Origin of the sequence: Thermomonas fusca DSM 15424 (assembly GCF_000423885.1) — a bacterium.
In the GTDB taxonomy this organism is placed as follows: domain Bacteria; phylum Pseudomonadota; class Gammaproteobacteria; order Xanthomonadales; family Xanthomonadaceae; genus Thermomonas; species Thermomonas fusca.
On sequence record NZ_AUIV01000002.1, the window covers coordinates 88,912 to 109,581 of the forward strand.

15 protein-coding genes are annotated in these 20,670 nt (G+C 68.7%); 2 read left to right on the forward strand and 13 right to left on the reverse strand.

The window, feature by feature from the left end; translation table 11 throughout:
• Nucleotides 1-15 precede the first annotated feature (15 nt).
• Both G582_RS14995 and lysS read right to left on the reverse strand, forming a co-directional pair.
• Nucleotides 16-1,131 (reverse strand): MraY family glycosyltransferase, encoded by a 1,116-nt coding sequence (locus G582_RS14995; protein WP_051246423.1) that lies wholly within the window; start codon nucleotides 1,129-1,131, stop codon nucleotides 16-18.
• Nucleotides 1,132-1,255: 124 nt separating this feature from the next.
• Nucleotides 1,256-2,770, reverse strand: coding sequence for a lysine--tRNA ligase (gene lysS, locus G582_RS0101405; protein ID WP_028838307.1), 1,515 nt, complete (start codon nucleotides 2,768-2,770; stop codon nucleotides 1,256-1,258).
• Between the two features lie 116 nt (nucleotides 2,771-2,886).
• On the opposite strand from lysS, the gene G582_RS0101410 reads away from it, so the two are divergent.
• The gene (locus G582_RS0101410; RefSeq protein ID WP_028838308.1) at nucleotides 2,887-3,969 is read left to right on the forward strand and encodes a GGDEF domain-containing protein; all 1,083 of its coding nucleotides are present in this window, start codon (nucleotides 2,887-2,889) and stop codon (nucleotides 3,967-3,969) included.
• Nucleotides 3,970-3,976: 7 nt separating this feature from the next.
• Here the strand turns inward: G582_RS0101410 and prfB are convergent.
• Nucleotides 3,977-5,105 (reverse strand): peptide chain release factor 2 gene (gene prfB / locus G582_RS0101415; protein WP_156880182.1). Its coding sequence is split into 2 segments (ribosomal slippage): nucleotides 3,977-5,029 and nucleotides 5,031-5,105, totalling 1,128 coding nucleotides; the frame shifts between segments, so codons are not numbered across the junction.
• Nucleotides 5,106-5,296: 191 nt separating this feature from the next.
• Nucleotides 5,297-6,175 carry a LytTR family DNA-binding domain-containing protein gene (locus tag G582_RS0101420; protein ID WP_028838310.1) on the reverse strand — a complete coding sequence of 293 codons (879 nt, stop codon included), beginning with the start codon at nucleotides 6,173-6,175 and terminating at the stop codon, nucleotides 5,297-5,299.
• Between the two features lie 152 nt (nucleotides 6,176-6,327).
• Here G582_RS0101420 and G582_RS0101425 point away from each other — a divergent pair, with 152 nt between their 5' ends.
• A complete protein-coding gene (locus G582_RS0101425) occupies nucleotides 6,328-7,527 on the forward strand; it encodes an acyltransferase family protein (protein ID WP_028838311.1) in 1,200 nt (399 codons plus the stop codon).
• Here G582_RS0101425 and recJ read toward each other — a convergent pair.
• The 9 genes from recJ to dnaJ form a co-directional block, all read right to left on the reverse strand.
• On the reverse strand, nucleotides 7,472-9,169 hold the full coding sequence (recJ, locus tag G582_RS0101430) for a single-stranded-DNA-specific exonuclease RecJ (protein WP_028838312.1): 1,698 nt from the start codon (nucleotides 9,167-9,169) through the stop codon (nucleotides 7,472-7,474). The genes G582_RS0101425 and recJ overlap by 56 nt on opposite strands.
• A complete protein-coding gene (locus G582_RS0101435; protein WP_028838313.1) occupies nucleotides 9,166-10,089 on the reverse strand; it encodes a hypothetical protein in 924 nt (307 codons plus the stop codon). Before G582_RS0101435 ends, recJ begins: the two co-directional genes overlap by 4 nt.
• Nucleotides 10,090-10,092: 3 nt before the next feature.
• Nucleotides 10,093-10,557, reverse strand: a complete 465-nt coding sequence (gene greA / locus G582_RS0101440; RefSeq protein ID WP_028838314.1) for a transcription elongation factor GreA — start codon at nucleotides 10,555-10,557, stop codon at nucleotides 10,093-10,095.
• A gap of 11 nt (nucleotides 10,558-10,568) precedes the next feature.
• Entirely contained in the window at nucleotides 10,569-13,817 is a 3,249-nt protein-coding gene (gene carB / locus G582_RS0101445; RefSeq protein ID WP_028838315.1) for a carbamoyl-phosphate synthase large subunit, read from the reverse strand.
• Nucleotides 13,810-14,955 (reverse strand): glutamine-hydrolyzing carbamoyl-phosphate synthase small subunit, encoded by a 1,146-nt coding sequence (gene carA / locus G582_RS0101450; protein ID WP_156880184.1) that lies wholly within the window; start codon nucleotides 14,953-14,955, stop codon nucleotides 13,810-13,812. The genes carB and carA overlap by 8 nt, the downstream gene beginning before the upstream one ends.
• Nucleotides 14,956-15,138: 183 nt before the next feature.
• The gene (locus tag G582_RS0101455; RefSeq protein WP_028838317.1) at nucleotides 15,139-15,852 is read right to left on the reverse strand and encodes a 4-hydroxy-tetrahydrodipicolinate reductase; all 714 of its coding nucleotides are present in this window, start codon (nucleotides 15,850-15,852) and stop codon (nucleotides 15,139-15,141) included.
• Between the two features lie 68 nt (nucleotides 15,853-15,920).
• Complete coding sequence (locus tag G582_RS17030) at nucleotides 15,921-18,119, reverse strand: DUF1631 family protein (protein WP_083960889.1); 2,199 nt, start codon at nucleotides 18,117-18,119, stop codon at nucleotides 15,921-15,923.
• 96 nt (nucleotides 18,120-18,215) lie between these two features.
• Nucleotides 18,216-19,337: a prephenate dehydrogenase gene (locus G582_RS0101465; RefSeq protein ID WP_028838319.1), complete on the reverse strand. Its 1,122-nt coding sequence runs from the start codon at nucleotides 19,335-19,337 to the stop codon at nucleotides 18,216-18,218.
• Nucleotides 19,338-19,467: 130 nt separating this feature from the next.
• On the reverse strand, nucleotides 19,468-20,610 hold the full coding sequence (dnaJ, locus tag G582_RS0101470) for a molecular chaperone DnaJ (RefSeq protein WP_028838320.1): 1,143 nt from the start codon (nucleotides 20,608-20,610) through the stop codon (nucleotides 19,468-19,470).
• Nucleotides 20,611-20,670 lie beyond the last annotated feature (60 nt).

Sequence of the window (20,670 nt, forward strand, 5' to 3'; positions counted from 1 at the left end):
CTGGGCGCGAACGACTCAGTCGACGTCCGGCAGGGCCGTCGGCACCGCGGCCGTCGGCGCGGCACGACGGAACCTGCGGAAAAACGCCACCGCGCGTTCGCGGTTACGGCTCAGCAGGTACCAGCCGACGCACAAGCCGCCGAAAGCCAGCAGCAGCAGCGGATTGGGCACGTCCATGCGCATCGCCTGCCCGGCAGCCAGTCCGCACAGCAGGCTGAACCAGGTCAGATGCAGCGCCGCGCGGGTCGGCCCGAAGCCGGCATCCTGCATGATGTGGTGGATATGGTCGCGACCGGCCGAGAACGGCGAACGCCCTTCCTGCACGCGGCGCAGGATCAGCACCAGGCAGTCCATCACCGGCACCGGCAACAGCCACAGCGCCAGCACCGGATTCACCGGATGCCCCGGGTTCTGGGTGAGGCGGAAACTGACCCAGGCGATCAGCAGGCCCAGCAGGGCGCTGCCGGCATTACCGAGGAACACTTTTGCGCGCGGCCGCCACGGCAGGCGCATGTTCCAGATCAGGAAACCCGCAAGCGCGCCGCACAGAACCGACAGCCGCCCCGCCAGCACTGCGTTGCCGGCATACATCGCGGCAAACGCCAGCATGGCCAGCGCCGCCAGCCCCAGCAGGCCGGCCAGCCCGTCGGCGCCGTCGATCATGTTGACCGCGTTGATGATGCCGATGGTGGCGAATACCGTGAACGGCACCGACAACCAGCCCAGCGACATCTCGCCCAGGCCGAACACCGGGCCGATCTGCTCCACCCGTACCCCGCCCCAGTAGATGATCAGCAGCGCCGCGATCGCCTGGCCCAGCACGCGCGTATACCAGCGCATGTCGCGCAGGTCGTCGTAGAGGCCCATCACCACCAGCAGGAACGAGGCCGCCAGCAGCGAATGCACGGCGTGGCTGCTGGACTGGAACCACAGCAGCACCATCGCGCTGCCGACGAAGATCGCCAGGCCGCCGGTGACTGGCGTGGGGGACTGGTGGTCCTTGCGCCCTCCGGGGCAATCCAGCAGCCCTAGCCTGCAGGCTGCAGGCTGTATCAACCAAAGCACGCCTGCGGTGACGGCGAACGCCAGCAGCGTGGCCAACGGATCGAACCCAAGGAACTTGTGCAACATCCTGTTGCTCCGGCCGGACCAGAAACCCGAGTCTACGTCCTGACAGGTTGTTCAGCCATTCACGGGACAGGCGACATGCGTTGGGCCCGGAGTGCCGCCTCCCCCACCCGACCGAGGCTGGTGTCTACACATGCTCCGGCCGCATATACGGGAACAGCAGCACGTCACGGATCGAGCTGGAGCCAGTCAGCAGCATCACGAAGCGGTCGATGCCTACGCCCAGCCCGCCGGTGGGGGCCAGGCCCACCTCCAGCGCGCGGATGTAATCGGCATCGAAATGCATGGCCTCGTCGTCGCCTGCGTCCTTCGCCTCGACCTGCGCGCGGAAGCGCGCGGCCTGGTCTTCCGGGTCATTCAGCTCCGAGAAGCCGTTGGCCAGCTCCTTGCCGCCCACGAACAGCTCGAAGCGGTCGGTGATGCCGGGCTCGCTGTCGGATTCGCGCGCCAGCGGGCTGACTTCCACCGGGTAATGGGTGATGAAGGTTGGCTGGATCAGGCCGGTTTCGACGGTCTTCTCGAAGATCTCCAGCAGCAGCTTGCCCCAGCCGTAGCCGGGTTTGACCGGAATCTTCAGGCGCGCGCAATGGGCGGCCAGCGCGGCGCGGTCGCGGCAGTCGGCGACGGAGATCTCCGGATTCAGCTCGCGCACCGCCTCTTCCAGCTTCCAGCGGCGGAAGGCGGGTGCGAGGTCGATCGTCTGGCCGTCCCACTCGAACACGGTGGTGCCCATCGCCTCCAGCGCCACGTCGCGCATCATCGCTTCGGTCAGGTCCATCACCTCGGTGTACGTGGCGTAGGCCTCGTACAGTTCGAGCATGGTGAACTCGGGATTGTGGCGGGTGGATACGCCCTCGTTGCGGAAGTTGCGGTTGATCTCGTAGACGCGCTCCAGGCCGCCAACGACCAGCCGCTTGAGGTACAGCTCCGGCGCGACGCGCAGGAACAGCTGCAGGTCCAGCGCGTTGTGGTGGGTCACGAACGGGCGCGCGGTGGCGCCGCCGGCGATGTACTGCATCATCGGCGTTTCCACTTCCAGGAAACGGCGCGCGTCCAGCCAGTGACGGATGGCGCGGACGATGCGCGAGCGGGCGATGAAGACTTCGCGCGCCTCCGGGGTGACGATCAGGTCGACATAGCGCTGGCGGTAACGCTGCTCGACATCGCTCAGGCCGTGGAACTTGTCCGGCAGCGGCCGCAGCGACTTCACCAGCAGGCGCAGCGAGGCTGCCTTGACCGACAGCTCGCCGGTCTTGGTTCGCATCAGGCTGCCCTCGGCCGCCACGATGTCGCCGATGTCCCAGCCCTTGAAGGCTTCGTACGACTCGCCCAGCACGTTGGCCTGCAGGAACAGCTGGATCCTGCCACTCATGTCCTGCACGGTGGCGAACGCGGCCTTGCCCATGACCCGCTTGGCGAGGATGCGGCCAGCGATGGTGACGCTGCGGCAGCTGGCTTCCAGCGCTTCGCCGGTCCACTGCTCGGCATCGGCGTATTCGCCCTGCAGGTCGCCGGCGAAGTCGGCGCGGCGGAAGTCGTTGGGGAACGCGCCGCCCTGCCCGCGCAGCGCGGCAAGCTTGGCGCGGCGCTCGGCAATCAGGTGGTTTTCGTCGACGGGCTGGGAGGCGGTGGGGTCGTTCATCGGGAATCCGTCACGCGCGCTGACGGCAGCGGCGTGCCACAGGGGAATGGGGGGTTGATGCAGGCCGGAAAGAATACCAGAGCGACCGCCGCAACCCGCGGCGCAGCGGCATTGCCGTGGCCACGGCACATTTCCTGCATGAGCAGACCCAACGCCATTATTCCGACGCCATGCGCATCCTTGCCGCTCTTCTCCTCTTGCTGGCATCACTGCCGCTGACCGCGGCCACCGGCACCCCCGCCCCGCCGCAGGGCGCGGAAAGCAACCTGCAACTGACCCAATGCATGAGCCTGCAGGGCAGCCTTTCGCGGCAGACCACCGCGCTGGCGGAGCTGCAGGCGCACAGCCAGGCGCTGTCGTCCCAGCGCGAGCTGGAGCGGATGCGCAACGAAAGCCGCATCCAGGCGCTGGAAAACGAAAAGGCAAGGCTGCTGTCGGCAGCGGTGATCGCGGTACTGATCCTGTTGCTGGCGGCGGCGACCAGCTTCGGGCTGCTGCTGCGCAAGCGCCATCAGCAGCTGCGCCGGCTCAGTGAAGTCGACGTATTGACTGGGCTCGGCAACCGCCGCGCGGCCACACGCAAGCTCGATGCGCTGGCGGCCCAGCGCGGCCCGGACGGCACCCGCCACGTGCTGTTCCTGATCGATGTCGACCATTTCAAGCAGATCAACGACAGCCACGGCCACCACGTCGGCGACGAGGTACTGGTCGCACTGGCGGCAAAGCTGAGGGCGGCCTGCCGGCCCACCGACCTGGTGGCGCGCTGGGGCGGCGAAGAATTCCTGGTCGCCTGCACCAGCCTGACCCGCGAACAGGCCGAACAGGTCGCCGCGCGGTTGCGCCGGGCAATGGCTTACACGCTGGAAACCAGCCACGCCGCGCGGCTGATTACGGTGTCGCTGGGGCTGGCGCCGATCCCGTTCTTCGACAGCGGCGACGAACCGTCGCCGGCCAGCTGCTGGGACTACGCATTGCGCATGGCCGATCGCGCCCTGTACGCGGCCAAGCGACATCGCGACGCCTGGGTGGGCTACTGGGGGGCGCAGCTACCCGACAACGCCACCGCCGAAGCGGTGCTGGAACAGCCGGAAGCGGCCGATGGCATCGTCACCGTGATGTCCAGCGTGCCGCGGATCGTCTCCACCTCGTCGGCAGCTGCCCGCGCGCGCAGCCTCAAGGCGCTGCGCGCACAGGGGTGAGACGGGATCAGGCCGCGTCGTTGCGCTTGGCGCCGGCTTCGAGGCCCGACTTCAGGCTGGCTTCCACGAATTCGTCCAGATCGCCGTCCAGCACCTTCTGGGTATCGCTGCGCTCGATGCCGGTGCGCAGGTCCTTGATCCGGCTCTGGTCCAGCACGTAGTTGCGGATCTGGCTGCCCCAGCCGACGTCGGACTTGGTGGCTTCCAGCGCGTCCTTCTCGGCGTTGCGCTTCTGCACCTCCAACTCGTAGAGCTTGGCCGCCAGCATCTTCATCGCGCGGTCGCGGTTGGCATGCTGGCTGCGCTCGGTCTGGCAGGCCACCACCGTGTTGGTGGGAACGTGGGTGATGCGCACCGCCGACTCGGTCTTGTTGACGTGCTGGCCGCCGGCGCCGCTGGAGCGATAGACATCGGTGCGCAGGTCAGCCGGGTTGATCTCGATGTCGATGTCGTCATCCACTTCCGGCGACACGAACACGCTGGTGAAGCTGGTGTGGCGGCGGTTGTCGGAATCGAACGGCGACTTGCGCACCAGGCGGTGCACGCCGATCTCGGTCTTCAGCCAGCCATAGGCATAGTCGCCCTCCACCCGGAAGGTAGCGGACTTGATGCCGGCCACTTCGCCGCCGGACACTTCCATCAGCTCGGCCTTCCAGCCGCGCGATTCGGCCCAGCGCAGGTACATGCGCAGCAGGATTTCCGCCCAGTCCTGCGCCTCGGTACCGCCGGCGCCGGCCTGGATGTCGACGAAGGCGTTGCAGCTGTCCATCTGGCCCGAGAACATGCGCTGGAACTCGATCGCTTCCACGCCCTTCTCGTACTGGTCGACGTCGGCCACCACCGCCTGCGCGGTGTCCTCGTCGTCTTCCATCTCGGCCAGCTCCAGCAGCTCACCGGCACCGACCAGGCCGTCGGTCAGGTTGCGGATGCCGTTGACGGTCTTGTCCAGCAGCGAACGCTCGCGCCCCAGCGCCTGCGCGCGGGCGGGATCGTTCCAGACACCCGGATGTTCCAGTTCGCGTTCTACTTCTTCCAGGCGTTCGCGCTTGGTGTCGTAGTCAAAGATACCCCCGGAGCGCATCGAGCCGACCGGTCAGGTCGGCGATGCGGGCTCGGATGGGATTGAGCTCGATCATGGGAAAACCGCGTGTTCGGATGAATCGCGCATTTTAGCAGCGCGCGATGACCGTCATGGCGGAATGCAGTTCTCACGGCAACCTTGCGGACGCGGAGCCGGAATGGGTGCGAGCCCACGTGGAGGTCGCAATGAACGACGCGCAACGCTTCAAGGTTGGCGACCACGGCGATGGAGAATGTCCCCTGAGGCTCAGCCGTCCAGCCCTGCGCGCTGCCGCAGGTCGCCGCGATAGGTGCGGCTGCACGGCAGCTTCGCCCCGTCCTGCATGTGCACGCGGGCATCGCCGGTCTCCAGCGGTTCGATGGAGACGATGCGGTCGAGGTTGACCATGTAGCTGCGGTGGACCCGCGCGAAGCGCGCCGGGTCCAGCCGTGCCTCGATGCCGGCCAGGGTGCTGCGCAGCGGGTAGTCGTGTCCACGAACGCGCAGATTCACGTAGTTGCCGGAGGCCTGCAGCCATTCGATGTCGTTGGCCGCCAACAGGAATTCACGGCCCAGCTTGCGCACCAGGAAGCGCTCGGGCCGATCCACCGGTTCCACCGGCGGGCCTTCGTCCGGCAATGCCAACAGCGTGGCCTCGCCCTGCAGGCGGCGCAGCAGCAGGCGGTAGCCCTCGATGGTCAGGACCACGCCGGCGTAGGAGCGGACGTCCTTCAGGTATTCGTAGCCGAATTCCCACCACCAGGGCGTGAAGTCGTAGCTGTCCCCGATGCTGGCGTAGGCCGCTTTGCGCAGTACCACCATTCCGGCCACGTGCAGGGCCGACCAGGCCAGGCTGCCCAGCAGGTGCAGCGCCAGCACCCGCCGCCAGTCTTCGAGCCGCAGCGGGAACCGGCGGGTAAACCAGACCACCGCCGGCACCAGCGCCAGCGCGACCAGCGCCGAGCTGGTCTCCCAGACCGCCGGCTGCCAGGCGCTGAACCCCAGATGCAGCCGGCGCACGTCCATGTTCACGGTGATGCTGTTGGCCAATGCCGAAACCAGGTACTGAACGACCCAGAACCCGACCTCAACGCCGCGGCGCCACGGCTGGTAACGCTGATAGAGAGTCGGGTCAGCCGGTTGCATCCGCGCATTGTAGGGGCGGGGCCGGGCGCTCCGTTCCCGCTTCGTCCCCTGGTTCCGCGGCCCGTCCCAAACCCGCGTCGCACGGTCACCCAGGGGTGGCAAGCCCGACCGGAGGACGGAACGCTGGCGGCTCCTTCGCAACGGCCATTCCCATGCAGCGCCGCCTCGATATCGACCGGGTTCGTGTCCTCGCCTTCGGCCTGCTGGTGCTCTACCACGTGGGCATGTACTACGTGAGCTGGGACTGGCACGTCAAAAGCCCGCACGCCAGCGCCACGCTGGAACCGCTGATGCTGCTGACCAGTCCGTGGCGGATGTCGCTGCTGTTCGTGGTCTCGGGCGTGGCCACCGCCTTCCTGCTGGGCAAGGCGAGTCGGGGCGATGGGCGCTTCCTCGGCCCGCGCTCGTGGCGGCTGCTGCTGCCGCTGGTGTTCGGCATGTACGTCGTGGTGCCGCCGCAGGTCTATTACGAACTGGTAGAAAAGGTGCCGGGCGGCTTCCACGCCGGGTACGCCGCGTTCATGGGCACCTACCTGCGGGGCGGCGACTTCTACTGCGCGGCACCCGGCGACTGCGTGGACGCGCCGACCTGGAACCACCTGTGGTTCCTCGCTTACCTGTGGGCCTATACCGTCGTCCTGTGGCTGCTGTTGAAACTGGCGCCGGCGGCGATGCAATCGGTCGGTGGCTGGCTCGGGCGGCGACTGTCGGGCCCGGGCGCGCTGTTGTGGCCGATGGCGTGGCTGGCGCTGGCGCGGCTGGCTTTGGCGGGGCGCTTCGAGTCCACCCACGACCTGGTGGACGACTGGTACAACCACGCCCAATACCTGCCCATGTTCCTGCTGGGTTACCTGCTGGCGTTCTCGCCCGGCTTCTGGGAAGCGCTGCAGCGCCATCGCAAGGTCGCGCTGGGCATCGCCCTCGCCGGCTACGCCGTGATCACCGGCGTCTGGTACTTCTCCGGCTACAGCGACGAAGTACCGCCGCCCGACGCCGTGCGCGTGCTGGTGCGGCTGGTCTGGGGCATCAACCAGTGGTGCGCGATCGCCGCCCTGTTCGGCTACGCCTACCGCCTGCGCGATGTCGACAGCCCTGCCCTGCGTTACCTCGCCCCGGCGGTATTCCCGGTCTACATCCTGCACCAGACCGTCATCGTCGCACTGGCGCGCAGCGCCAAACAGCTGGTTCTGCCGCCGCTGCTGGAGGGCCCGCTGCTGGTGCTGCTGACTTTCGCCGCGTGCCTCGGAGGTTACGAGCTGATCCGGCGGATACCGGTATTGCGGCCGGTGTTCGGCCTCAAGCCGGAGCCGAAGCGACTGCCGCTTGCCGATGCACCACCACAAGCTGGATAGCATCACCGCCGCGGTAATCGTCCGGCGCGAGGCGATAGGCGACATGGATGCGCCGGCCCGGCTCCTCGCCATTCCAGCCGTTGAAGTGGATGGCGTTGCAGCGGCGCCCGCCGAGGGCGAGTTCCAGCTTGAGGTGGCGCTCCTTCAGCACGCGGAAACCCAGCACCTCGAACTCGCCGTCGAACAACGGCTCCGGATAGCCCTGCCCCCAATGGCCGCCGTCGCGCAGCGCCAGCGCGACGTCAGCCCGCAACTCTTCCGCGCGCAGTTCACCGTCGCTGCGCAGCTCCTCGGTCAGCAGCGCGGGGTCCAGCCACTCGCGCGCGACCTGCACGAAGGCATCGCGGAACATCGGGAAAGCCTCGCGCGGCAGGGTCAGGCCCGCCGCCATCGCGTGGCCACCGAAGCGCGGAATCAGGCCGGGATGGCGCGCGTCCACCAGCGCCAGCGCGTCGCGGACGTGGAAGCCGGGGATCGAACGCGCCGATCCGCGCAGAATGTCGCCGTCCGGCTCGGCCGGCGCGAAGGCGATGGCGGGCCGGTGCAGGCGCTCCTTCAGCTTGGACGCCACCAGCCCGACCACGCCGGGATGCCAGTCGGGGTCGAACATGCAGGCCGCGTGGCTGGCATCGATGCCGTCCAGCTTTGTCTCCGCCACGTCCTGCATGTCGGCCTGCAGCGCGCGGCGCTCGTCGTTGATGCCGTGCAGGATGGCGGCCAGCTCGCGCGCCTGCATCGCATCGTCGGTGAGCAGGCATTCGATGCCGATGCCCATGTCTTCCAGCCGACCCGCGGCGTTGATGCGCGGGCCGATGGCGAATCCCACATCGGCGGTGGACAGGGTGGCATCGCGCCGGCCCGCGACTTCAATCAACGCGCGCAGCCCGGCGCTGCCCTGCCCGGCCCGCAGTCGCCGCAGCCCGGCCCCGACCAGCGCGCGGTTGTTGGCGTCCAGCGGCACCATGTCGGCCACCGTGCCCACCGCGACCAGATCCAGCAGAACGGAGAGGTCGGCCTTCGATGCCATCGCGGCGCGCAGCGCCAGCAGCACGTAGAACATCACCCCCACCCCGGCCAACGCCTTGCTGGCGAAGCCGCAGCCGGGCTGGTTGGGGTTGACGATGGCATCGGCCGGTGGCAGCGCCGGTCCCGGCAGGTGGTGGTCGGTGACCAGCACCTGCCAGCCGAGTGCCTTCGCCGCCTGGATGCCGGCATGGCAGGCGATGCCGTGGTCCACCGTGACCACCAGATCGGGCTGCAGCGCCGCCAGTTCCTCCACCAGTCCGGGGGTCAGCCCGTAACCGTGGACGATGCGGTTGGGCACCGCGTGGGAAACCCGGCGCGCGCCCAGCAGGCGCAGGCCGCGCACGCCCACCGCACAGGCGGTGGCGCCGTCGCAGTCGAAATCGCCGACAACAAGGATGTGCGCATCCGCGTCGATCGCCGCGCGCAGCAGCTGCACCGCCGCGTCGATGCCCAGCAGCTCCGAGGGTGGCAGCAGGTCGGCCAGCCGCGGCATCGCCGCGCGCGCATCGCTGCCGCGCGCGGCATGCACGCGACGCAGCAGGTCAGGCCAATGCTCGGGCCAGTCACCCACCGGCTCGGCGGGTGGCCAGCGGACGATGCGACGCACCGCGCTCACCCGGAAATCGCCGTCATCGGCCTGCGCCACAAGCGCCAGCGTTGACCGCGGTGCAGCGCGAACGACAGGCCATCGGCAAAATCGAAAATCGCTTCGCCGCGCGCAGCCGCTGGCACCAGCCAGTGCTCAAGCAGCGCGCGCGGATCGCGCTGACCGCGCAGGTCGACCAGCGCAGCACCTTGCACCTGATCGAATGCGGGCAGCGGCATGCCCTGCAGCTTGCCCAATCGGGCCGCGCCCAGCACCGCGGGATCGTCGGAATACACGGTGGCTGCGTCGGCCGATACCGCGTCGGGCAAGTCCCCGCCGCCCCAGAACCACAGCGCGTTCACCGGCACCCGGCCCGAGGCCAGCCGTGCCGCGTTGTGCGGATGGTTGTGCAAGGTGATCTGCAGTTCGCTTTCCAGCACGCGCCAGCGCCGCGCCGCGTCATCGCGCTGCGCGTGTTCGAAAACGTCATCGCCCAGCGCCTGCTCGGGCGGGGCGAACGCCGGCAGCGGCGTGACGGCCGGCAGGCGCAGGTACCAGCGGGCCGGATGTGGGGCGTCCAGCACGAAACCGGCATCATCGAACAGCGGCCGCAGCACGGGCAGCAACGCGTCCACGTCGGCTTGGTCCATGCCCAGGTTCGCGCCCACCCCGAGCAGGCGTGCACCGTTGATGTCGGGGCGGATATGCGCGGGATCGGCGCGCAGCCAGGTCGCGCCGCGCGCTTCGTTTTCGCCCGCGTCCAGCAGCCGTGTCAGCGCCGCCGCCGGCCAGCCGCGCGGCCGCAGGTCGAAATGGCGGGCCAGCAACTCCGGCTCGCCGGGAACGGCACGTGCGCGGTCGGCGCGCCCCAGCGCCTGCGCCAATGCGGGCGGCAGGGCGACGCCGGCAAACCGCGATGCCGCCGGCAACAGCAGCGTCAGCCGCGCCACGGTTCAGCCCTTGTACGCGACCGAAATGATCTCGTACTCGCGGGTACCGCCCGGCGCCTCGATGGTGATGGCGTCCCCTTCGTTCTTGCCGATCATGGCGCGCGCCACCGGCGAGGAAATCGCGATCAGGCCCTGCTTGATGTCGGCCTCGAGGTCGCCGACGATCTGGTAGGTCTTCTCCTCGTCGGTATCGCAATCCACCAGCACCACGGTGGCGCCGAACACCACCTTGTCGCCGGCGGCGAGCTGGGACACGTCGATGACCTGGGCGTGCGACAGCTCCGCTTCCAGGTGCTTGATGCGGCCTTCGATGAAGCCCTGCTGCTCGCGCGCGGCGTGGTATTCGGCGTTCTCCTTGAGATCGCCGTGGGCGCGCGCCTCGGCGATCGCCTCGATCACGGCAGGACGCTTGACCGACTTCAGTTCTTCCAGTTCCGCGCGCAGGCGCTGCGCGCCCTTGGCGGTGATGGGTGCACGGCTCATGCCAGCTCCTTGTGCAGTTCCTGCAGCGAGAGCACGTCGCCCTTGCCGCGGTGGTCCAGCGAGTGCAGCAGCGCCCGCGCACCGGCCACCGTGGTGGAATAGGTGACGCGCGCCTGCAGCGCCTCGCGGCGGATCGAGAATGAGTCGGCGATGGCCTGCCGCCCTTCGGTGGTGTTGACGATGTAGCTGATCTCGCCGTTCTTGATCAGGTCAACGATGTGCGGACGGCCTTCCGCCACCTTGTTGACGCGCTCGCATGCGACGCCGTGCGCGTTCAGGTGGTCGGCGGTGCCGCTGGTGGCGACCAGATTGAAGCCGCGTTCCAGCATGATGCGGGCCACGTCCAGCACGCGCGCCTTGTCCGGGTCGCGCACCGAGATGAAGGCCTTGCCCGGCTGCGGCGCACGGATGTTGGCTGCTTCCTCGGCGCGCGCGAACGCCGCCTCGAAGCTGCGGCCCACGCCCATCACCTCGCCGGTGGAGCGCATTTCCGGGCCGAGGATCGGATCGACGTTCTGAAACTTGGCGAACGGGAACACCGCTTCCTTGACCGAGTAGTACGACGGCACGATCTCTTCGGTCGCGCCCTGCTCGGCCAGCGTCATCCCGGCCATGCAGCGCGCGGAGATCTTGGCCAGCGGGCGGCCGATCGCCTTGGACACGAACGGCACGGTGCGGCTGGCGCGCGGATTCACTTCCAGCAGGAAGATGGTGTCGGCTTCGTCACCTTCTGCCACGCCGACCTGCACCGCGAATTGGGTGTTCATCAGCCCGATCACGTGCAGCGCCTTGGCCAGCGCCACCACCTGCTCGCGCAGGCGCTCCTGCGTGCGCGCCGACAGCGAGTACGGCGGCAGCGAGCAGGACGAGTCGCCGGAATGCACGCCGGCCTCCTCGATGTGCTCCATCACGCCGCCCACCAGCACGTTGCCGTCGCGGTCGGCGATCACGTCGATGTCCACTTCCACCGCGTTGTCGAGAAAACGATCCAGCAGCACCGGCGAATCGTGGCTGACCTTCACCGCCTCGCGCATGTAACGGGCGAGGTCGGCATCGGCATGCACCACTTCCATGGCGCGGCCACCCAGCACATAGCTGGGGCGAACCACCAGCGGGTAGCCGATCTCCCGCGCCTGCACCAGCGCCTCCTCGGCGCTGCGCACGGTGCGGTTCGGCGGCTGCTTCAGGCCGAGGTCCTCGACCAGCTTCTGGAAGCGCTCGCGGTCCTCGGCCAGGTCGATGGAGTCCGGCGAGGTGCCGATGATCGGCACGCCGTTGGCCTCCAGCGCCTTCGCCAGTTTCAGCGGGGTCTGCCCGCCGTACTGCACGATCACGCCCCAGGGCTTCTCCAGCTCCACGATCTCCAGCACGTCTTCCAGCGTCAGCGGCTCGAAGTACAGGCGGTCGGAGGTGTCGTAGTCGGTGGAAACGGTTTCCGGGTTGCAGTTGACCATGATGGTCTCGTACCCGTCCTCGCGCAGGGCGAGCGCCGCGTGCACGCAGCAATAGTCGAACTCGATGCCCTGGCCGATGCGGTTGGGGCCGCCGCCCAGCACCATGATCTTCTTGCGGTCGCTGGGCGCGGCCTCGCACTCGTCCTCGTAGGTCGAGTACAGGTAGGCGGTGCCGGTGGCGAATTCGCCGGCGCAGCTGTCCACGCGCTTGTACACCGGGCGCACGCCGAACGCCTTGCGCAGCGCGCGCACCGCGGTTTCGTTGGTGCCGGCCAACTGGGCGACGCGGGCATCGGAAAAGCCCATGCGCTTGAGCGCCCGCAGGCGCTTGGCATCCAGGCCATCGAGGCCGCGATGGATCACGTCCATCTCGGCGTCGATCAGCTCCTCGATCTGGTCGAGGAACCACGGATCGACGAACGACAGCGCGTGCACGTCCTCCACGCTCATGCCGGCGCGGAAGGCATCGGCGATGTGGAAGATGCGCTCGGGGCCGGGCTCCTTCATCTCGCGGCGCAGCGCCAGCAGGCCGTCTTCGCTGGCCAGGTCCAGGCCGGTCGGGTCGAGCCCGATCTTGCCGGTCTCCAGCCCGCGCAGCGCCTTCTGCAGCGACTCCTGGAAGCTGCGGCCGATCGCCATCACCTCGCCCACCGACTTCATCTGGGTGGTCAGGCGCGCGTCGGCAGCCGGGAACTTCTCGAACGCGAAGCGCGGGATCTTGGTGACCACGTAGTCGATCGACGGCTCGAAGCTGGCCGGCGTAAGCCCGCCGGTAATTTCGTTCTTCAGCTCGTCCAGGGTGTAACCGACCGCCAGCTTGGCCGCGACCTTGGCGATCGGGAAACCGGTCGCCTTCGACGCCAGCGCCGACGAACGCGACACGCGCGGGTTCATCTCGATGACGACCACGCGGCCGTCCTTCGCATTGATGCCGAACTGCACGTTGCTGCCGCCGGTATCGACGCCGATCTTGCGCAGCACCGCGATGGAGGCATCGCGCAGGCGCTGGTACTCCTTGTCGGTCAGGGTCTGCGCCGGCGCGACGGTGATGCTGTCGCCGGTATGCACGCCCATCGCATCGAAGTTCTCGATGCTGCACACGATGATGCAGTTGTCCGCGGTGTCGCGGACCACCTCCATCTCGAATTCCTTCCAGCCCAGCACCGATTCTTCCACCAACACTTCGCTGGTCGGCGACAGCTCGAGGCCGCGCTTGACGATGTCCTCGAACTCTTCGCGGTTGTAGGCGATGCCGCCGCCGGTCCCGCCCAGCGTGAACGAAGGCCTGATGATGGTGGGAAAACCGACGCTGGCCTGGATCTCCACCGCCTGTTCGTAGGTCTTGGCCACTTCCGAGCGCGGGCTGTCCAGCCCGATCTCGGTCATCGCCTGCTTGAACAGCTCGCGGTCCTCGGCCATGCGGATGGCGTCGCGCTTGGCGCCGATCAGCTCGACGTCGTACTTCTCCAGCACGCCGTTGTCGGCCAGGTCCAGCGCGCAGTTCAGCGCGGTCTGCCCGCCCATGGTGGGCAGGATCGCGTCGGGCTTTTCCTTGGCGATGATCTTCTCGACCGTCTGCCAGTTGATCGGCTCGATGTAGACCGCATCGGCCATGTCCGGGTCGGTCATGATCGTGGCCGGGTTGCTGTTCACCAGCACCACCCGGTAGCCCTCCTCGCGCAGCGCCTTGCACGCCTGCGCACCGGAGTAGTCGAACTCGCAGGCCTGGCCGATGACGATCGGACCGGCGCCGATGATGAGGATGGTCTTGAGGTCGGTGCGCTTAGGCATTGCTGTGCTTCTCCATCGACGCAACGAAACGATCGAACAGCGGCGACACGTCCTGCGGGCCGGGGCTGGCTTCCGGGTGTCCCTGGAAACTGAAGGCTGGTGCATCAGTCAACTCGATGCCCTGGTTGGTGCCGTCGAACAGTGAGCGGTGGGTGACCCGCGCGTTCGCCGGCAGGCTGGCCTCGTCGATGCAGAAGCCGTGGTTCTGCGAAGTGATCAGCACCCGGCCGCTGTCGAGGTCCTGCACCGGGTGGTTGGCGCCGTGGTGGCCGTGCGGCATCTTCATGGTGCGAGCGCCGACCGCCAGGCCCAGCAGCTGGTGGCCGAGGCAGATGCCGTACAGCGGGATCTTCGCCTTGAGGAATTCGCGGATCGCGGCGATCGCGTAGTCGCAGGGCGCGGGATCGCCGGGGCCGTTGGACAGGAACACCCCGTCCGGCTGCATCGCCAGCACCTCGGATGCAGGCGTCTGCGCCGGCACCATGTGCACGTCGCAGCCGCGCTCGGCCAGCATGCGCAGGATGTTGCGCTTGGCGCCGAAGTCGTAGGCGACGACCTTGAACTTCGGCTCGGCGCTCACGAACGTATTGCTGTCGAGGTCCAGCTGGCCTTCGCTCCAGCGATAGGGTTCGGCCGTGCTGACCACCTTGGCCAGGTCCATGTCCTTCAGGCCGGGGAACTTGCGCGCCGCCTCGATGGCATGTTCGACGTCCAGCGCCTCGTCGTGGCTGGCCGCCGCCAGCAGCGCCGCGTTCTGCGCACCGCGCTCGCGCAGGATGCGGGTCAGCCTGCGGGTGTCGATGCCGGCGATCGCGCGGATGCCGCGGGCCTGCAGCCATTCCGGCAGCGCCACCTGGCTGCGCCAGTTGCTGGGCCGGCGCGGCACGTCGCGCACGATCAACCCGGCCGCCCAGGCCTGGGCGGCCTCGTCGTCCTGGTCGGTGCAGCCGGTGTTGCCGATATGCGGATACGTCAGCATGACCAGCTGCCGCGCGTACGAAGGATCGGTGAGGATCTCCTGGTAGCCGGTCATCGCGGTGTTGAACACGGCTTCGCCCACGGACAGGCCGGGGGCGCCCACGGAAATGCCCTCGAAGACTGTTCCGTCTTCAAGCGCGAGAATGGCGGGATTATTCAAGTGCATCGCCTTGCGTCAGGTTGCAAGAAAGCGCCGAAGCGGGGCTGCCGGTTCGGAGCTGAGGGGGTTAGGCGAGCGAGAATTGTACCGATGCAGCCCGACGGACGCCAGCATCGCCGTGCCGGCCGCGTCAGCCCCGATGCAGGAAATCGCGGTGCGCGCAGCACCGGCGCAGGCCGCCTGCTACAGCAGTTCCGCCACCCGATAGCTTCCCGGGGTGCGCCCACGCAGGCGCGTCGCGACATGCAGCGCACCGCGGGCAAAAATGTCGCGGTTGCTGGCCCGATGCACCAGCTCGATGCGCTCACCGGCGGCAGCGAATTGCACCAGGTGTTCGCCGACGATGTCGCCGGCGCGGATCGAGGCGTAATGCGGCTGGGCGCCACCCGCCTGCGACGCCGCACCCAGCGTCAGCGCGGTGCCCGAAGGGGCGTCCAGCTTGCGGGTGTGGTGGGCCTCGACGATGTCGCAGTCCCAGCCCGGCAGCAGCGTGGCGGCGCGCGCCACCAGTTCGTGCAGCACCGCCACGCCGAGGCTGAAATTGCTGGCCCACGCCAGCGGAATGGTGGCCGACGCGGCATCCAGCTGCGCCTTCTGCGCGTTGGACAGGCCGGTGGTGCCGGACACCAGCGCCGCGCCGCGGGCAACGCACAGCGAGAGGATCCCGTCGAAGCCTTCCGGCAGGCTGAAATCGATCGCGACATCGAACGCCGGCACGCCGGCCAGCTCCGCCGCGGCGAATTGCGGTACGCCGTCGATCACCCGCGCATCGACCCGGCGCGCGACCGCCGCCACGACCTCGCAGCCGGAATCCCGCTCGCGGCACAGGCGCAACAGCGCCTGCCCCATCCTGCCCGTGGCCCCGTGGATCAACAGTCGAACCGGCGTCGTCGTCATCCGCGCAGGCTAGCCGGCGCGGATGCCAGCGGCAAGCCGGAAGCAATCGTGGCGCCGCCGCGTGCCGATCAGGCCCGGCCGGAAACGCTCTGCAGGCGGCCGACGACCTGGTGCATGGCATCCTCGAAGGCGGTTTCGCCATCGCGCACGATCACCCGGTCGAGCTTGGCCATGACCGCCAGTTCTTCCACCGATGCGACCAGCACGCGGATGCCGCGGCGGTTCACCAGCAGCAGCCGCGCCGAGATCGGGCTGATCCACGACACCTTGGCCGGAGCGAAATGACCGTCGGCAGCGGCGAGCTGGATCCAGTCGCCGATCTGCAGGCTGCGGATGCGCTCGAGCATGGCTGCGTCATAATCCAGGCCGGCGCTGCCGACCACGACTTCCAGCTGCGGCTCCTGTTCGGACGCCGCCTCGGCCACCGCCACCTGCAGCGGCATGCGCGCGTCGTCTTCCAGCGCCGCCTGCCCGGCCAGCAGCCGCGACAGCGAATCGCGCAGCGCAGCCACGGCCGCCTGGGCGGCTTCGCCGGTGCAGCCGGCACTGGCAAGGATGGCGCGCAGGCCATCGTCCGGCTGCAACGCCGCCGAATCAGATGCAACGCCGGCCGCCGCGTGATCGAACGCGATCAGCAGCTGCCCCACCGCGTGCAACCCATCCTCGTAGCGGGGCGCGCCGCGACCATCACGCAACGCCACCTGGGTGAGGTGATGGTTGGCGTGGCGGGCCAGGAACTCGCCGATGACCGGCGGCAGCAGCCGTTCGCCACGCAGCCGGTCCAGGTCTTCAGCCACCACCTTGCGCGCGTGCTCCAGGCGTTCGCGCCCGCGCTGCGCTTCGGCAGTGCGCTTTTCGGCCAGTTCGAAGCGCTTGCGGTGCTGCGCCATGTACCCGCGCAACTCCTGCTCCAGCGTTTCGAAAATCGCCACATCTTCGTTGAATTCAGCCACCAGCCGGTCGATGGTGTGGTCGACGCGGGTCAGCAGCTCGCGCTCCTGCGGGGCCTCGCCGCGATTGCCTTCGCAGGCCTCGGCCACGGTGTTCAGCAGCTTGCGTGCGGGATGCTCCTTGAACATGAACATCCGCCGGTCCTTCACCGCCACCTTCACGTACGGCACCAGCATGCGGCCGATCTTCTGGCGGATCTGGGTATCGTACTGCGGGCCGTCCAGCAGCACGTCGAACAGCAGCGCGACCAGATCGACGGCATCGCCGTCCAGCCCGTCCAGATTGATGTTGTCGCCGCGCACGCCCAGCTTGCGCGCGCTCTGCGTCATCTGCTGGCGCAGCTGACCGGCCAGGGATTGTTCGGCCTCGCCGGCGGGAGTGAAGTGTGCACTGCCGTCATGTTGCATCAGCGACAGGATCGACAGCAGATCGTTGGTGGGCAGCGCCGGCCCCATGCCCTGCTGTCCACCGGGGGCGGCCAGTCCGGTCGCCGAGCGCCAGCCCTGCAGCATGCCGAGCATGTTGGCAAAGGCAGCCTGGTCGGCGGGGCTGATCTGCGCCGCGGCGCCCTCATCGGGTGCGCCTTGCCGCTGCGCGACCTCGCTGTCACGCGGGTCGGCGTGACCCGGCGAAACCGGCTTCTGCAGGCGCGTGGGGGCGCGATTGACGTGCAGTTCGGGCAGGATGCCCGCGGTTGCCATCACGGTATTGCAGCGGTCGTAGATCTCGCCGAGGGCGCCGGTCAGCTCGCGCTCGAAGAACTTGAACACCACGATCCGCAGCTCGGCGCTGATGTCCAGCTGGCCCATGGCCTTGCCCAGCGCGCCGGCCAGGAACACCGGATCCAGCGGATTCTCCTGCGGCCGCAGCTCGGTCAACCCGACCACGACGAGGAAACGCTTGCGCACGGCATCGAAAGCCGATGCGTGGGTGCGCAGCACCGACGCCGAAAGCTGCTCGATCGCCAGCTGCTCTTCCAGGTCTTCTTCGGCGACGAGGCTGAGGCTGCCGCCGTCCTCGCCTTCGCCCGCGGCGACATGGTTGCCGTGCAGGGCGCGGAAGCGGTCGTGGACAACACCCCGGAAACCCTGGGACAGGTCGCTGCGCGCGCGGCGCATGTCGCGCAGCGCCATCAGGCCCAGAGACTCCTCGCCCGACTGGCTGCGGTCGAACAGGTAGTCGTCGAGATCGGCCAAGGCGCGGTCGAGCGCCGGCACGGCGCGGTCGAGCACGTGCTTCTGCAGCGCGTCGAGCAACGGGCCGTTGGCACGCGAAAGCGTCGGAGTTGGGGATTCCGCGGGGGAACGGAACGTCATGGCTTGCCCTGCCGGGAGTGACCCAACCGCAACATTACGCCGATTCAGGAACGTGATGAGTGACGGTCGTCATGGAACCATGCAGCGTTTCGACGTTCAGTCCGGCAGGACCCGGCCGATCCCGGTCTGCGCCAGCTCGGCCACCGCATCCGCCAGCTGCCCGGCCGGGGTGCCGGCGCTGAAGCCGAGCCGGAAGTGCAGCTCGCCGGCTTGGGTGCGCGAGGAATGCAGCGAGGCGATGTTGACCCCGTGCCGTTCGAACACGTGCAGCAGGCCGCGCAGCGAACCGGGCCGGTCCTCGGGCAGGTGGACGCCGAGGGTGTGCGTGTCGGACAGGTCGGCCAGCAGGTAGCCGATGCGTTCGTAGGTGTAGTTGCCCAGCGCCAGCGCCTGCTCGCCCCAGGCGTCGCGGTTGGCATCCAGAAACTCGGCGCGAAACCCGGTGCGGGCGACATCGTCACCCTGCCCGACCAGCGTCGCCATCCGCGCCAGCTGCGCCGCCAGCGCGCGCAGCGCCTCCGGGGCGTGCGGATTGCCGAACTGGATGTCCTCGTAGATCGCCGGGTTCAGCGACAGGATGCGCGCGGCAACGGCGGCGTCCATTTCGAACGAAGCCGAGCGTAGCGGCATCAGTGCGGCCAGCGGGCCGACCAGGCCGGCCTGTTCGCGCAGCACGCCGGCCTGGGCCAGGTGCGAGGCATGCACCATCGCCTGCACCAGCGCCATCGCGCGGTCGTGGCGCTCGGGCGTGGCGCGCACGCACTCGGCTTCCAGCGCCGCCAGCAGCGATTCCAGCCACGGCCGCCACGAAGACAGCCGCGCTTCGCAGACGACCAGCACCCGGCCCTTGAGGGTCGGCGATTTGGGCGGCGCGGTCATCGGGTGCAGCCCGGCCACCTCGGCCTGCGAGCGCAGCATCGCCGCGACCGGCGCGGCCTTGACCGAGGTGACGTCCAACCACAGCCGGCCCGCCTCGCGGCCGGCGGACAACCGCGCGTAACGTTCGATAAGTTCCGGCGTGCGCCGGATCGGCGCCGAGAACAGCAGCACGTCGGCCTGTTCCAGCAGGGCATCTTCACCAGTGGCGGCCGGATCGGCGGGATCGTTGCCGATCACTTCCAGGCCCATCCGGGTTTCGAAGAACGCGCGCAGCCAACGCCCGTAGGCGCCTGCGCTGCCGACGATGCCGATGCGTGGACGCTGCGTGGGTTCGGACAAGGAACGGGCTCCGCGAGGGAGCCCGGATTCTACGCAAGCGCCTGCCGGCGCAGGGCGTTGGTTGCCGGCGACACCATCACCGCAGCCGGGCTGCGGCGAATCCCGTGTCGCGGTCCGGCCTGCGCCGGGCTCAGGACACCATGCGGTCCCAGAATCCCTTGACGCTGTCGAGGAAGGTGCTCGACTTCGGCGAATGACGGCGCGCGCCATCGCCCACGAAGGTAGCTTCGAACTGCTCCAGCAGTTGGCGCTGCTCGGGCGTGAGGTTGACCGGCGTTTCCACCGCGACCCGGCAATACAGGTCGCCCGGCTGGCGGCTGCGGACGGATTTCACCCCGCGGTCGCGCAGGCGGAACACCTTGCCACTCTGGGTTTCGGCGGGAATGCGCAGCTCCAGTTCGCCACCCAGCGTGGGCACGCGCACGGTATCGCCCAGCGCCGCCTGCGAGATGCGGATGGGCACTTCGCAGTGCAGGTCGTCGCCGTCGCGTTCGAAGATCTCGTGCGGGCGCACCCGCACTTCCACGTACAGGTCGCCCGGCGGCGTCCCCGCGGGGCCGGCTTCGCCCTCGCCGGCCAGGCGGATGCGGTCGCCACTGTCGACGCCGGCCGGGATCTTCACCGACAGGTTTTTTTCCTGTTCGATCCGGCCATTGCCGTTGCAGTGCTTGCAGGGATTGGCGATGGTCTTGCCGGCGCCGTCGCAGTGCGGGCACGGCGCCTGCATCATGAACGGGCCGCGCTGCATGCGGACCTGGCCGCGGCCTTGACAGGTGCCGCAGGTTTCGACCTTGCCGTCTTCCGAGCCGCTGCCCTTGCACGGCTCGCAGTTGGCCATGGAGGGGATGTGGATGGTCTTCTCGACCCCGGCCACCGCCTCCTCCAGGTCGAGCTCCATCACGTAGCCGACGTCGGCGCCGCGGCGCGGACCCTGCTGGCGCGCGCCGCCCCCGAAGATGTTGCCGAAGATGTCGCCGAAGATGTCGCCCATATCGGCGCCACCGAAGCCGCCGAAACCGGGGCCGGCGTTGCCGCCGCCCATGCCGTGTTCGAACGCGGCATGGCCGTGCTGGTCGTACATGCGGCGCTTGCCGCCGTCGCTCAGCACTTCGTAGGCTTCCTTGCACTCCTTGAAGGCGGCCTCGGCATCCTTGTCGCCGGGGTTGCGGTCCGGGTGGTGCTTCATCGCGCAGCGGCGGTAGGCCTTCTTCAGGTCCTCCTCGCTGGCGTTGCGGGCCACGCCCAGGACTTCGTAGTAATCGCGCTTGCTCATCGGGCTGAACCTGTTCCCTTCACGGCGACGGGCAGACCACCGGCCTGCCCGTCGCATTGC

What these genes read in the sequence shown, in the direction of transcription:
- G582_RS14995 (WP_051246423.1), bottom strand. Translation starts at nt 1,131, where the DNA reads ATGTTGCACAAGTTCCTTGGGTTCGATCCGTTGGCCACGCTGCTGGCG.
- lysS (WP_028838307.1), bottom strand. Translation starts at nt 2,770, where the DNA reads ATGAACGACCCCACCGCCTCCCAGCCCGTCGACGAAAACCACCTGATT.
- G582_RS0101420 (WP_028838310.1), bottom strand. Translation starts at nt 6,175, where the DNA reads ATGCAACCGGCTGACCCGACTCTCTATCAGCGTTACCAGCCGTGGCGC.
- G582_RS0101425 (WP_028838311.1), top strand. Translation starts at nt 6,328, where the DNA reads ATGCAGCGCCGCCTCGATATCGACCGGGTTCGTGTCCTCGCCTTCGGC.
- carB (WP_028838315.1), bottom strand. Translation starts at nt 13,817, where the DNA reads ATGCCTAAGCGCACCGACCTCAAGACCATCCTCATCATCGGCGCCGGT.
- G582_RS0101455 (WP_028838317.1), bottom strand. Translation starts at nt 15,852, where the DNA reads ATGACGACGACGCCGGTTCGACTGTTGATCCACGGGGCCACGGGCAGG.
- G582_RS17030 (WP_083960889.1), bottom strand. Translation starts at nt 18,119, where the DNA reads ATGACGTTCCGTTCCCCCGCGGAATCCCCAACTCCGACGCTTTCGCGT.
- dnaJ (WP_028838320.1), bottom strand. Translation starts at nt 20,610, where the DNA reads ATGAGCAAGCGCGATTACTACGAAGTCCTGGGCGTGGCCCGCAACGCC.